General features: G+C 65.1%; 14 protein-coding genes and 1 other RNA gene. 12 read left to right on the forward strand and 3 right to left on the reverse strand.

Annotated elements, in window-relative coordinates; all coding sequences use genetic code 11:
- The first annotated feature begins 9 nt into the window (after positions 1-9).
- Positions 10-1,644: a methyl-accepting chemotaxis protein gene (locus EWH21_RS10945; protein ID WP_277700507.1), complete on the forward strand. Its 1,635-nt coding sequence runs from the start codon at positions 10-12 to the stop codon at positions 1,642-1,644.
- A gap of 105 nt (positions 1,645-1,749) precedes the next feature.
- Positions 1,750-1,846: signal recognition particle sRNA small type (ffs, locus tag EWH21_RS10950), an RNA gene on the forward strand.
- Positions 1,847-2,047: 201 nt separating this feature from the next.
- Here the strand turns inward: ffs and EWH21_RS10955 are convergent.
- Positions 2,048-2,335: a DUF3509 domain-containing protein gene (locus EWH21_RS10955; protein WP_037054273.1), complete on the reverse strand. Its 288-nt coding sequence runs from the start codon at positions 2,333-2,335 to the stop codon at positions 2,048-2,050.
- 53 nt (positions 2,336-2,388) lie between these two features.
- Complete coding sequence (locus EWH21_RS10960) at positions 2,389-2,610, reverse strand: hypothetical protein (RefSeq protein ID WP_037054270.1); 222 nt, start codon at positions 2,608-2,610, stop codon at positions 2,389-2,391.
- A 471-nt stretch (positions 2,611-3,081) separates the two neighbouring features.
- Between EWH21_RS10960 and dnaX the strand changes: the two genes are divergently transcribed.
- From dnaX to EWH21_RS10985, 5 genes are all read left to right on the forward strand, one after another.
- Complete coding sequence (dnaX, locus tag EWH21_RS10965; protein WP_277700508.1) at positions 3,082-5,244, forward strand: DNA polymerase III subunit gamma/tau; 2,163 nt, start codon at positions 3,082-3,084, stop codon at positions 5,242-5,244.
- Positions 5,245-5,267: 23 nt separating this feature from the next.
- Positions 5,268-5,594, forward strand: coding sequence for a YbaB/EbfC family nucleoid-associated protein (locus tag EWH21_RS10970; protein ID WP_003460931.1), 327 nt, complete (start codon positions 5,268-5,270; stop codon positions 5,592-5,594).
- Positions 5,595-5,846: 252 nt separating this feature from the next.
- On the forward strand, positions 5,847-6,446 hold the full coding sequence (gene recR, locus EWH21_RS10975; protein ID WP_037054265.1) for a recombination mediator RecR: 600 nt from the start codon (positions 5,847-5,849) through the stop codon (positions 6,444-6,446).
- Positions 6,447-6,474: 28 nt separating this feature from the next.
- A complete protein-coding gene (locus EWH21_RS10980; RefSeq protein ID WP_277700509.1) occupies positions 6,475-7,053 on the forward strand; it encodes a DUF4157 domain-containing protein in 579 nt (192 codons plus the stop codon).
- Between the two features lie 66 nt (positions 7,054-7,119).
- On the forward strand, positions 7,120-8,268 hold the full coding sequence (locus EWH21_RS10985) for an acyl-CoA dehydrogenase family protein (RefSeq protein WP_277700510.1): 1,149 nt from the start codon (positions 7,120-7,122) through the stop codon (positions 8,266-8,268).
- Here EWH21_RS10985 and EWH21_RS10990 read toward each other — a convergent pair whose 3' ends face one another.
- Complete coding sequence (locus tag EWH21_RS10990) at positions 8,269-9,216, reverse strand: AraC family transcriptional regulator (protein WP_037054258.1); 948 nt, start codon at positions 9,214-9,216, stop codon at positions 8,269-8,271.
- Between the two features lie 327 nt (positions 9,217-9,543).
- On the opposite strand from EWH21_RS10990, the gene EWH21_RS10995 reads away from it, so the two are divergent.
- From EWH21_RS10995 to EWH21_RS11015, 5 genes are all read left to right on the forward strand, one after another.
- Positions 9,544-9,690 carry a hypothetical protein gene (locus EWH21_RS10995; protein WP_167494402.1) on the forward strand — a complete coding sequence of 49 codons (147 nt, stop codon included), beginning with the start codon at positions 9,544-9,546 and terminating at the stop codon, positions 9,688-9,690.
- A gap of 19 nt (positions 9,691-9,709) precedes the next feature.
- Entirely contained in the window at positions 9,710-10,009 is a 300-nt protein-coding gene (locus EWH21_RS11000) for an antibiotic biosynthesis monooxygenase (protein ID WP_037054253.1), read from the forward strand.
- Positions 10,010-10,077: 68 nt separating this feature from the next.
- Positions 10,078-11,367, forward strand: a complete 1,290-nt coding sequence (locus EWH21_RS11005) for an FAD-binding oxidoreductase (RefSeq protein WP_277700511.1) — start codon at positions 10,078-10,080, stop codon at positions 11,365-11,367.
- 16 nt (positions 11,368-11,383) lie between these two features.
- Positions 11,384-11,941 (forward strand): XRE family transcriptional regulator, encoded by a 558-nt coding sequence (locus tag EWH21_RS11010; protein ID WP_047591545.1) that lies wholly within the window; start codon positions 11,384-11,386, stop codon positions 11,939-11,941.
- A gap of 29 nt (positions 11,942-11,970) precedes the next feature.
- The gene (locus EWH21_RS11015) at positions 11,971-13,317 is read left to right on the forward strand and encodes a glutamine synthetase family protein (RefSeq protein ID WP_037054446.1); all 1,347 of its coding nucleotides are present in this window, start codon (positions 11,971-11,973) and stop codon (positions 13,315-13,317) included.
- Positions 13,318-13,491: the final 174 nt, after the last annotated feature.

Consider the following 13,491-nt stretch of genomic DNA (forward strand, 5'->3'; position numbering starts at 1 on the left):
AGTGCAATCATGCTGCGTGCCTTCACTGACCTTGGTTTTCGCTGGAAAATTGCCCTGCCCATTCTCCTTCTGGCGGCCCTGTTGGTGGCCATGGGCGTGCTCGGCATGCGTGGCATCACGCAGGTGGCCGATTCCTCGACGACCCTGACCAACCGTTTCCTGCCAGGCATCAGCCTGTTGCTCAATGCCGACCGGGATCTCTACCAGGCGTTCATCGCCGAGCGCAGCATGCTCGACGAGGATTCGGGGAGCCATCTCGAGGAACTGCGCGCCGCGCACACCGAGAACCTGCAGCAGGCCTATGACCGCGTGCACAAGTTCGCGGACATGCAGCCCGGCGGCGAAGCGATGGCGCTGGTCGCCGAGTTCGATCGCGGCTTCGAACTGTGGAAAGCCACCTCCCTGAAAGTATTGCAGCTGGCCGCCAGCAACCCCGAGGAGGCCAGCCACCTCAGCTTCGGTGACAGCGAGGCGCAGTTCGAGGTGATGCGTGGCGCCATCAACAAGCTCGGCGAACTGGAGGACAGCTCCGCCAACGCCGTGGGCACTGCGGCGATCGCCCGTGGTGAAGAACTGGCCTGGCAGCAGGGCATCGTCATTGCCGTGGGGTTGGCCGTCTGCCTGCTGCTGGTCATCGGCTTCCCGTTGCTGGTGACCCGTCCCCTGCACAGCCTGTTGCATCGCATCGAGCAGATCGCCGATGGCGATGGCGACCTGCGCGTGCGCCTCGACGTGTTGTCCAGGGACGAGCTGGGCCAGCTCAGCCATGCCTTCAACCGCTTCCTCGACAAGCTGCAGCCGTTGATCAAGGAAGTGGGGCGGGTCACCGACGAGGTGGCCGACTCGGCGAAGAACCTTGCCGGTCTGGCGGCGGCCAATGACCAGTTGATCAGCAGTGAACATGCGGCGGTCGACCAGGTCAGCACCGCCGCGACGGAAATGAGCACGGCCGTGCATGAGGTGGCGCGCAATGCGCAGAATGCGGCGGATGCAGCGCGCAGTGCCGAGCAACAGTCACGCGAAGGAGCCGAGGTGGTGGGGGCGACCATCGCCTCGATCCGTCAGCTGGCGCAGGAAGTGGAGAGCGCCTCCTCGACCATCCAGACCCTGGAGCAGGAAGCCGCCAACATCGGCGCGGTGCTGGCCGTGATCAAGGGCATCGCCGAGCAAACCAACCTGCTGGCGCTCAACGCCGCCATCGAGGCGGCACGTGCCGGAGAGCAGGGGCGGGGCTTCGCGGTGGTGGCCGACGAGGTCAGGGCATTGGCGGCGCGTACTCAGGAGTCCACCAAGGACATTCAGGGCATGATCGAGCGTCTGCAGGTCGGGGTGCAGAACGCGGTCAAGGCGACCCATACGGGGAGCGAACGGGCACGGCAGAGCGTCGATCAGGCTGCCGGCGTCGACCAGGCGTTGAACGTCACTGGTGAGTCGGTGCAGCGCATCAACGACATGGCCGCGCAGATCGCCACGGCTTGCGAGGAGCAGAGCAGCGTGACCGAGGAGATCGCCCGCAACATCAGCGACATTCGTGACCTCTCCAACGAGGCGGCGCAGACCTCCGAGCAGAGCACGCGGGCCAGCCAGCACCTGTCCGAGCTGTCCCACGGTCTGGCGCAGCTGGTGGGGCGTTTTCGCGTGTGAGAGGGTGCTGCAACGCATCTAAGTGTTTGAACCGGTTGTAACTTTGCGTTTAGTCGTTACAATGGCGCGGCCCGTCGCAATGACGGGCTGCGTGATGGTGGGTCCTGTCGGTCCCCTCGCAACGATTACCTGTGAACCTGGTCAGGCCCGGAAGGGAGCAGCCACAGCGGGAACATCGTGTGCCGGGGTGTGGCTGGCAGGGCTCGCCTCCAATCTGCGATTCCCCATCTCGATCATCTTTTCCTTGGCTTGCATGTGCATCGCCGCCAGGGCTGCCGCCTGCTCGTCACCGCCGTTTTCGTCGCCGTCCATGCGCATTCGTGCGGCATGCGGCGATCGTTGCGCCATGAACGAAAACGCCCGATGCCAATGGCATCGGGCGCTCTGTTGACGGCGCTCTGCTTCAGGCCGTGCGATAGCTCAGTACGCTGTCCTGTTCCTTGAGCGTCTTGCGCAGTTCGGCAGGAATGTTGCCAGCGCGTACGGCCAGTTCGAGGCGGATGTCTTCCAGGCTCTGGGCGAAGGCGTTCTGGTCGTCGAGCTGTGGCTTGGCCAGCACGCGGCTGTAGACGGTACTGTCGCTCTCGTCGAGCAGGGCGAGGATGACGCTGCCGTCCGGCCGTGGGGAGCTGAAGTTGGCACGCAGCGGGGTGAACAGGTGATCGACGAGTTGCTGGTTGGTGAATTCCATGACCTACTCCATCCTGAGATTGGCCAGTTTGGACCTCAGGATGAGCGATAGGTTCAGGCGATGAGCGACTGGCGGGTGCGCTCGATCACCTGTTGCAGCGAGTCGTCGCCGTACTGGCCCGGGTACAGGCGCTGGCTGTACTGGGCAATGCCGGTTTTGTCGACCAGGGTAAAGCTGAAGCTGCCTTTGCGCGCTGCCTGGATACGGCAGTCGAACGGGGCGAAGGCGTGGGTCAGCGTGCTGATGGCTTTCTGAATCTGATGTTGAGTATGCATTTTTCTAAGTGTTTCCTTTAAAGCATGTGCGCTTCGTTGCGCGTGGTGTCGCTCCATGGGGTTGGCCGAAAAGCGGCCATAGCAGTCAACCGATCGGAGCTGTATTAGCACGATAAAGTTCCATTGTTACGGTTCTTCGGCGTGGTCAGTACGTCGGAGGCAGGCGGAGGAACTGCGCCAGTTAACGTGAGTGGCGAGTCGGCCTGATCAGTCAGCAGGTGGGATCGGGGAGGGCGGCTGCGCAGGAATGCGCTAGACGTTGAACCGGGAAACCAGCGGGGAGGCGCGAGGGCCTGGATGACTTGCAGCTTGGTACGAACGGCGCGAATCATACTGTATTGCGCAATAAATGAACAGTACTGTTTCGCAACTCGACAAGGGGCCTTTTCAGTGGCTCGGTTGGCGGATGCAATTTGCCGGTCGCTCCGCTAGGATTAGCCCACTTTTGCTTTCCTCACATGACGGTTTTCCATGAGTTATCAGGTTCTTGCACGTAAATGGCGTCCGCGCTCGTTCCGCGAAATGGTCGGCCAGACCCATGTGCTCAAAGCCCTGATCAATGCCCTGGACAGCCAGCGCCTGCACCACGCCTACCTGTTCACCGGTACCCGTGGGGTGGGCAAGACCACCATTGCGCGGATCATCGCCAAGTGCCTGAACTGCGAGACCGGCATCAGCTCCACGCCCTGCGGGACCTGCTCGGTGTGCCGGGAGATCGACGAGGGGCGCTTCGTCGACCTGATCGAAGTAGACGCCGCCAGTCGTACCAAGGTCGAGGACACCCGCGAGCTGCTCGACAACGTGCAGTATTCGCCGACCCGTGGGCGCTTCAAGGTCTACCTGATCGACGAAGTGCACATGCTCTCCACCAGCTCGTTCAACGCCTTGTTGAAGACCCTGGAAGAGCCGCCACCTCACGTCAAGTTCCTGCTCGCCACCACCGACCCGCAGAAGCTGCCGGTCACCGTGCTGTCGCGCTGCCTGCAGTTCTCCCTGAAGAACATGCCGCCGGAGCGGGTGGTCGAGCACCTGAGCCATGTCCTCAGCGCCGAGAACGTGCCGTTCGAAGACGACGCCCTGTGGCTGCTGGGGCGCGCCGCCGATGGTTCGATGCGCGATGCCATGAGCCTGACTGACCAGGCCATCGCCTTCGGTGAAGGCAAGGTGCTGGCCGCCGATGTGCGTGCCATGCTCGGCACGCTGGATCACGGCCAGGTCTATGGCGTGCTGCACGCGCTGATCGAAGGCGATGCGCGCGCACTGATCGAAGCCGTGCGCCATCTGGCGGAGCAGGGCCCGGACTGGAATGGCGTGCTGGCGGAGATGCTCAACGTGCTGCACCGCGTGGCCATCGCCCAGGCGCTGCCGGACGCGGTGGACAACGGTCAGGGTGACCGCGAGCGCGTGCTGCAGCTGGCCCAGGCCTTGCCTGCCGAGGATGTGCAGTTCTACTACCAGATGGGCTTGATCGGCCGTCGCGATCTACCCCTGGCGCCTGAGCCGCGCGGTGGTTTCGAGATGGTCCTGCTGCGCATGCTGGCCTTCCGCCCTGCGGGAGCCGACGATGCTCCCAGGGTCACGCTAAAGCCGTTGGGGATCAGCCAGGCCACTGCTGATTCCCGGACGAACCCAGTGGCCGGCACCGCTATGCCGGCTCCTGTCGTTTCTGCCCCGGCGCCTGCCGCTGCCCCGGTAGCGCCTGCGCCTGCCATGCCGGTGGCCGCCGAGCCTGCTGCCGTGGCACCGGACACGAGCGTTGTGCCGGCCGTGAGTGAAGCTGCGCCGGTTGCGGACGTGCCGGTTGCGGACGTGCCGGTTGCGGATGCGCCGGTAGCGGTCGTTGACACGCCCGAAGCCGCCGCCAGCCTGCCGCCAGAGCCAGAGCCAGAGCCAGAGCCAGAGCCAGAGCCAGAGCCAGAAGCACCCGTCGCGCCTGCCGCCGTCGTCGATCTGCCCTGGGACACCGCCAAGGCGCCAGAAGCTGTTGCCGTTGCCCAGCCCGAAGTCGTGGCAGCGCCGTCGGCGCCTGTCGTGGCGCCGCTGGAGGCCGAGGTCGTGGTCCCGGTCGCCAATGCGATCGTGCAGGCAGAGGCCGACGCTGACGCTGGCGACGATGAACCGCCGCCCGGTGACTACGACTACGTCGAGATGGACGCCGAAACGCTCGACTACGATTTCGGTCAGAGCGAAGCCGCGGCGCCGCAGGTCGAAGAGCCTTTGCCCGCGGCCAAACCCGCCACGGGCCTGGCCGCCGAGTGGCTGTCCCTGTTCCCGCAACTGGGTCTGGGCGGCATGACCGGCAGCATCGCGGCCAACTGTACGCTGATCGAGGCCAACGGCGATGACTGGCTGCTGCACCTGGACCCGGCGCACAGTGCGTTGTTCAATCCGACCCAGCAGCGGCGTCTCAACGATGCCTTGAATCAGCAGCAGGGACGCAGCATCAAGTTGCGTATCGAGCTGTGCAAGCCCGAGCAAGAGACACCGGCCCAGGCGGCGGCCCGTCGCCGTGCCGAGCGCCAGCGCAGTGCCGAGGCCTCGATACAGGCCGATCCACTGGTGCAGCAGATGATCCAGCAGTTCGCCGCCAAGGTGCGCGACGACAGTATCGAACCACTCGACACCTCCCGTTAACACGAACACCCGAGGATACCGACATGATGAAAGGTGGCATGGCAGGCCTGATGAAGCAGGCCCAGCAGATGCAGGAAAAGATGCAGAAGATGCAGGAAGAGCTGGCCAATGCCGAGGTCACCGGCCAGTCCGGTGCCGGCCTGGTCAGCGTGGTGATGACCGGTCGCCATGACGTCAAGCGCATCACCCTGGATGACAGCCTGATGCAGGAAGACAAGGAAGTGCTCGAGGACCTCATCGCCGCGGCCGTCAACGATGCGGTGCGCAAGGTCGAGCAGAACAGCCAGGAGAAGATGTCCGGCATGACGGCCGGCATGCAGCTCCCGCCAGGCTTCAAGATGCCTTTCTGACCGGCCTCGTGCCGTCCAGCCGACGCACATGGCGGCGTTGCAGGCGGACGCGGAACTCGCATGCGCTCCAGCATGCGGCGCTTCCTCGCCCACCTGCGCCTTGCCCCGCGCGTCGTCTGATCACCACGCCTGACATGACGCTCGTGCGCGCAGGGTGGTAGCTGGCCTCAGTGCCTGGCCTGAGGCCATCCGGGCCTGTTGCCTGGCCCGTTTCCCCGGAGCGCATCCGGGCTATCAACCTGTAGGAACACCATGAGCTTCAGTCCTCTGATTCGCCAGCTGATCGACTCCCTGCGCATCCTGCCTGGTGTGGGGCAGAAGACTGCGCAACGCATGGCGCTGCAGTTGCTCGAGCGTGATCGCAGTGGCGGCCAGCGCCTGGCACAGGCACTCAATGCGGCGATGGAAGGGGTGGGGCACTGCAAGCGTTGCCGCAGCCTGAGCGAGGACGACATCTGCCACCTGTGCGCCGACGAGCGTCGCGACGACAGCCTGCTGTGTGTGGTGGAAGGCCCAATGGATGTCTACGCCGTCGAACACACCGGCTATCGCGGGCGCTACTTCGTGCTCAAGGGGCACCTGTCGCCGCTCGATGGCCTGGGGCCGGAAGCCATCGGTATTCCCGAGCTGCTGGAGCGGATCGACGCCGGTGCCTTCAGCGAGGTCATCCTCGCTACCAACCCGACCGTGGAAGGCGAGGCCACGGCGCACTACATCGCGCAGATCCTTACCGGCAAGGGCCTGGTCGCTTCGCGCATCGCCCATGGCATGCCATTGGGGGGCGAGCTGGAGCTGGTCGACGGCGGCACGCTGGCGCACGCACTGGCCGGCCGACGTCCGATCACGCTCTGACCCTTCGCACCCACGCTGCGCGCTGCCCATGGGCCGCGATGTCCTGCACTGTGTCGCGCTGGCGCTCCTGCTCGGGGTGCCGGTTGCGGCCAGCGCGCAGTGCGCGCTCGGCCAGATCCCGGTTTGCCTGGGGCAGAGCTGTCTGTGTGTGCCCAATCCGGCCCGCGTGCGTGAAGATGGCCTGAACCTGGCCGCCACACACCTAGAAGCCTGGCTGCAGCAGTCACGCCAGGCGGCCCTGAGTGCAGGCACCGAGCCGATACCCCTGATGATTCGCGCGCAGCTTGCGCCGTTCTACGATGACGCATTGCTCGACGAGGTGCGCTTTCGCGTGGGCAGCACCGACGCGATGGACGCTGCCAGCGTCATGCTGCGCAACCCGGACGTGCAGGCCGTGACCCTGATCGATGTAGTGGTGTTTCGCAGCGCTGATGCCGCCGGCCAGGATGCTGCCCTCTGGGCGCACGAACTCTGGCACGTACGACAGTATCGCGAGTGGGGCAGCCGCGGATTCGCCCAGCGCTACACCCGTGATTTCGAGGCTGTCGAGGCGCCAGCCTATGCCATGCAGGTACGGATCAGGCGCGCGCTGCGCGAGCAGAAATGAAACGCTCGCTTGAAAACCAAGCAAGCGCTAGGTTAGGGTGGCCAAAACAATAACGGGAGTACCCGCATGGCCGCCCCTCAGTCGTATTTCGATGAATCCCACCAACTGGTTCGCGACTCCGTTCGGCGTTTCGTCGAGCGCGAGATCCTTCCGCACATCGACGACTGGGAAGAGGCCGAGGAGTTTCCCCGCGAGCTGTACCTCAAGGCAGGGGCGGCAGGCATTCTCGGCATCGGCTATCCGGAGCAGTACGGCGGCAGCCACGAAGGTGACGTGTTCGCCAAAGTCGCCGCCAGCGAAGAACTGATGCGCTGTGGCTCGGGTGGCCTGGTGGCGGGGCTCGGCTCCCTGGATATCGGCTTGCCGCCGGTAGTCAAATGGGCCAGGCCGGCCATTCGCGAGCGCGTGGTGCCACAGGTGCTGGCCGGCGAGAAGATCATGGCGCTCGCGGTCACCGAACCGTCCGGTGGTTCCGATGTGGCCAACCTGAAGACCCGTGCCGTGCGCGAAGGCGACCACTACCGCATCAACGGCAGCAAGACCTTCATCACCAGTGGCGTGCGTGCCGACTACTACACGGTGGCGGTGCGCACCGGTGGCGAAGGTTTCGGCGGTGTCAGCCTGCTGCTGGTGGAAAAGGGTACGCCGGGGTTCAGCGTGGGGCGCAAGCTGAAGAAGATGGGCTGGTGGGCGTCGGATACCGCCGAGCTGTTCTTCGACGACTGCAAGGTGCCGGTGGACAACCTGATTGGCGTCGAGAACGCCGGTTTCGCCTGCATCATGGCCAACTTCCAGAGCGAGCGCCTGAGCCTGGCGATCATGGCCAACATGACGGCGCAACTGGCCCTGGACGAATCGATGAAGTGGGCCCGCGAGCGCCAGGCGTTCGGCAAGCCGGTGGGCAAGTTCCAGGTGCTCAAGCATCGCCTGGCCGAGATGGCCACCCAGCTGGAGGTCTCCCGCGAGTTCACCTACCGCCAGGCGGCGCAGATGGCGGCGGGCAGGAGCGTGGTCAAGGAAATCTCCATGGCCAAGAACTTCGCCACCGATATTGCCGATCGCCTGACCTACGATGCGGTACAGATCCTCGGCGGCATGGGCTACATGCGTGAATCGCTGGTCGAACGGCTGTATCGCGACAATCGCATCCTTTCCATCGGCGGTGGCACGCGAGAGATCATGAACGAGATCATCGCCAAGCAGATGGGCCTCTGATCAGGACGCGACCTGGTTCTGCGCCGCCTGGCGCAGGCGTGCGATGTCGCGCTGTGGCGGGTCGCCGAACAGGCGGCTGTACTCGCGGCTGAACTGCGAGGGGCTCTCGTAGCCCACGCGATAGCTGGCCGCCGCCGCTTCCAGGTTGTCGCAGAGCATCAGCCGGCGTGCCTCCTGCAGACGCAGCTGCTTCTGGTACTGCAGCGGGCTGAAGGCCGTGACGGCCTTGAAGCGATGGTGCAGGGTCGAGGGGCTGAGGTTGACCTCGCGGGCCAGCTCCTCGATGCGCAGCGGCTGATCGAAGTTCTTGCGCAACCACTCGATGGCGCGCGAAATGCGCTGGCTCTGGCTGTCGGCCACCACCACCTCATGCAAGCGATGCCCCTGTGGGCTGAGCAGCATGCGGTAGAAAATCTCACGCAGGGCCAGCGGGGCCAGCATGGCGATGTCGCGTGGGGTCTCCAGCAGGCGCAGCAGGCGAATCACCGCATCCAGCAGGCGCGGGTCGAGGCGATCGAGAAACAGCGCCCGTTGCGAGGCCGCGTCGGGTGCCGGGATGGGTGGCATCTCGGTCAGCAGGCTGCTGATCAGCGCCGGGTCGATCTCCAGTGCCAGGCTCAGGTAGGGGGCTTCCGGGCTGGCCTCGATCACCCGGCCGGTGACCGGCAGCACCACCGAGGCCACCAGGTAGTTCAGCGGATCGTAGACATAGAGCTCGTCGCCCAGGCGTATCTCCTTGCGCCCCTGCGCGATGATGCACAGGCAGGGGTCGTAGACCGTCTGCATCGGCAGGCTCGGGGTGGTGGCTCGCGCCAGCTTGAGGCCAGGGATGGCGGTGAGGTGCAGGCCATCCTCCGGGACGAAGCGTTCGACGAGGCGCGCCATTTCATGGCTGAGGTCGGCAAGAGGAGTGTCGAGATTGGTGGCGGTATGGGTGAGTGACTGCATGGCGCTCCTCCAGAAGGTCTGCGAAGACTAGCCAGGTTTTTCAGGCAAGTCATGGGCGCCTGCAGGATTAGGCAAATATTTGCCAGTAATGGGCAAACGCCCCCTGAAACAGAGTGTTTCAGGAATGCCGCCAGTCCTGGCCTGCGATGTGGAGTTGCGGTGGATCGTGCAGTTTTAGGCAATGATCGGCCAGTATCCGGCTAACGCTGCCGTGACCTGGCGGTTAATCTCTGTAGTCATCGCGCCGTGTCCCTGCGTCGCGCGAACGCTTGAAGTAGCTACGCCACCCGCTAAGCGGTGCCCCACGTGTCCGAAGGAGCCCGCCACATGTCCAGCAAATGGCTGATCGCACCACTGACACTCTTGTTGCTCGCCACTGCCTGGCTCGATTCTCGAGCGGGTGGCGAAGCGGTTTTCGCCGATCCGCAAGCCGCGCCCCATGTTCTGCAGCGACAGGCTGCCGATCTGCATTGATCCATTCCAGGAGGTTGCCATGAGCATCGTTCACCGTATGACCATTCGCGCTCGCCACGACCGCGCCGTCCGGTTGAGGCAGTGCCTGGCCCGGCTAGATCAGATCGGCCGGGACATTCCCGGCTGCCAGGGACTGCGGGTCTTGCCGCTGCGTGGCGACCCGCTGACCTGGGAAGTCGAAGGGCAGTGGCGCTCGGCCGCAGCACGAGACGCCTTTCTCGGTAGCGAGTGCCTGCGCCGGGTACTGGCGCAGGCCATAGAGGAGGGGCTTTTCACCCATCTCGAATGCGCGATGGAGCTGCAGCAACAAGTCGCCTGACTTGCCTTTGTGAATTTATCTCTATAGATTTTCATGAAATTAATTATTTTAAATTTCATGAGTCGTCTATGTTCCGCCACGCCCATGAGCACGTCGACAGTTACTACGCCCATAGCTGCAAGGACCGGCTGAGCCATCATCCGCGCCTGCAAGGTGAGGTGCAGTGCGATGTGCTGGTGGTCGGTGCGGGCTTCAGTGGGCTGCACACGGCGCTGCGCCTGGCCGAGGCGGGCCTGCAGGTCATCGTGCTGGAAGCCAGTCGCGTGGCCTGGGCGGCCTCGGGGCGCAATGGCGGCCAGGCGATCCTGGGCTGGTCGTGCGACATGCCGCCACTGGAAAAGGCCCTTGGCATCGAGGGTGCCCGGCGTCTGTGGGACAGCATGGCCTGGGCGGCGAACGAGCTGCGCGAGCTGCCGCAGCGCCATGCGTTCGACTGCGACTACCGCCGTGGCCATCTGTGGACGGCCGTGCTGCCCCGGCGCGTGGCACAGCTGCACGAATGGCAGGAAGAGGCCGCGAGCAAGTGGGGGCACCGCACCCTGCAGTTCGTCTCGCGCGAGCAGATGCCGGAGTGGGTGGCCAGCGAGCGTTACCGTGCCGGGCTCTACGACCCGCAGGCCGGGCACGTCAATCCGCTCAAGCTGGCGCTTGGCCTGGCCGAGGCATTCGTCGCGGCCGGCGGTCGCATCTTCGAGCAGAGTCGTGCGCTGAGCCAGGAAGCGCATGCTGCAGGCTACCGCGTACGCACCGAGCAAGGCAGCGTGCAGGCCAGCAACCTGGTGCTGGCCTGCAACACCTACATCGACCATCTGGAGCCGCGCCTGGCGCGACGCATACTGCCCGTGGGCACCTACCAGATCGCTACCGAGCCGCTGGGGGCGGAGCGTGCCGAGGCGCTGCTGCCGCGCAATGCCTGCGTCACCGACAATCAGTTCGTCCTCGACTACTTCCGCCGCACGCCGGATCACCGGCTGCTGTTCGGCGGTGGCTGCACCTACCTGGGTGGCTTGCCGCAGGACATGGCGGCGGCGACCCGGCCCATTCTCGAGCGTGTCTTCCCGCAGCTGTCAGGCGTGGCCATCGACTTCGCCTGGGGCGGCCATATCGACGTGACCCGCGCGCGCACGCCGGACATCGGCGGGGAGAACGGGCGTTACTGGCTGCAGGGCTTCTCCGGGCATGGCGTGCTGCCGACCCTGGCAGCGGCACGTGCGGTGAGCGACGCCATCCTCGGCAACGAGGATGAGCTGGCGCTGTACCGGCAACTGCGCAATCCCGACTTTCCCTTTGGCGAACGCCTGGCTGCGCCGCTCGAGGCCATCGGCAAGGCCTGGTATCGACTGAGAGACAGCTTCTGAAATGGACAGCCCTGACATGGACAAGAACCTGGAGATGGCCGCGCTGGCGGTTCTCATCCACGACCTGCGCAAGCACAAGAAGGTCACCCTCAATGAGCTGGCCGAGCGTATCGGGCGTTCCGTGGGCTTTCTTTCCCAGGTCGAACGCGGCCTGTCGCGCCCGACGGTCGCAGACCTGACCGCGATCAGCGAAGCCCTCGATGTGCCGACGACCTATTTCTACAGCCTGCCCAAACCCAAGGCACTGGACTGGGTCACCCGGCCGGACGAGCGTCGCACCCTGTACCTGGCGGGCGGCATCACCGACATCATGGCATCACCGACCCTGCAGGGCGCCTTCATGGTCGTCGACAGCCTGCTCGAGCCCGGCGCCAGCAGTGGCGAGCGGCAGATGAGCGACCGCTCGGAGCAGGCCGGCTACGTGCTCGAGGGCCAGCTGACGCTGTGGCTGGGCGAGGACGAAGAGAGCGCCACCCTGTACCCGGGCGATGCCTTCCAGGTCCCGAGCTACGCGCGTTTGCGTTACGCCAACCAGGGCGATACGCCTGCGCGCGTGCTGTGGATCTACACCTGAAACCTTCCCGTTGACCGGAAATGACCATCATGAACGCCACCCGAGTCGAGCTGCTCGACGAAGTCCGCCAATTTCGCCAGGCCCACCCCGAGGTGCGCTTCGTCGACCTGATCTGCCTGGACATTCCCGGGCACTTCTACGGCAAGCGCTATCCCATCGAGATGCTGGAGAAGGTCGCAGCCGGCAGTGCCCTGAAGCTGCCGCAGAACTGCGTGCTGCTTGGTGCCCAGGGCGGGCTCCACGAGATCGGCGACTACTGCTTCCATGATGGTGACCCGGATGCGCCGCGCCGCCTGATTCCCGGCACGCTCAAGCCGGTGACCTGGGAGCGCCAGCCGCTGGGGCAGATGCTGATCAGCTCCGACGGCACCGACGCTCCCATCGAGTTCGAGCCGCGCGAGGTGCTGGCGCGGGTGGTGCAGCGCCTGGCGGCGCGTGGCATCCGTCCGGTGGTGGCGTTCGAACTGGAGTTCTACCTGTTCGACAAGGCGCTCAAGGAAGGCCTGCCGCAATACCCGCGTGATGACCTCAGTGGCGACGCCGACGACCAGCCGAACATGCACATCGAGCGCCTGTCGCGCTTCGCCGAGGTGCTCGACGACATCAGCGAGACCGCGCGCCTGCAGGGCATCGACACCACGGTGATCACCGCCGAGATCGGTCCGGGGCAGTTCGAGATCAACTTCAGCCACAACGCCGACCCGATGCAGGCCGCCGACTGGTCCGCGCTGTTCTGCCGGGTCACGCGGGGCGTGGCCCTGCAGCACGGCCACCGCGCCAGCTTCATGGCCAAGCCCTACCTGCAGTACCCCGGCAGTGGCATGCATGTGCATGTCAGCCTGTATGACGAAGCGGGCGACAACCTGCTGGCGCGCGACGACCAGCGTCCGCTGCGCCATGCCGTGGCCGGCTGCCTGAGCCTGCTGCCGGAGCTGATGCCGATCTACGCGCCGAACCACAACAGCTACCGCCGTTTTGGCGCCCAGGTGAACTCGGCGAGCCAGGCCAGCTGGGGTTTCGAGGACCGCGACGCCTGCGTGCGCATCCCCGAGTCGGACACCCGCAACCTGCGCCTGGAATTCCGTCTGCCTGGTGCCGACGCCAATCCCTATCTGGTCCTGGCGGCGCTGCTGACCAGTATCGAGCAGGGGCTCGACGCCAGGGTCGAGCCCATCGCACCGCTCAACGATGACCGCAGCAGCGGCGTCGATTTCCCCAAGGACATGCTCGACGCCGTGCGCCGCATGCAAGCCAGCGAGCGCGTCGCGGCTGGCCTCGGCAGCGAGTTCGTTATGGTCTATTGCGAGAACAAACGCCAGGATCACCTGGCCTTCATGCACGACATCAGCCCGCGTGAATACCGCTGGTACCTGTGATGTCCCGGATCGAAGGAGGCGACATGAACAACTCGAAAACCGCACACTGGCAGGCCCTGAGCCAGGCCCACCATCTGGCGCCGTTCAGTGACTACAAGCAGCTGGCCGAGAACGGCCCGCGCATCATCACCGAGGCCCGTGGCGTGCACCTGTGGGACAGCGAGGGGCACAAGA

The organism is Pseudomonas sp. REST10, assembly GCF_029542605.1.
Taxonomy (GTDB): Bacteria; Pseudomonadota; Gammaproteobacteria; order Pseudomonadales; family Pseudomonadaceae; genus Aquipseudomonas; species Aquipseudomonas khazarica.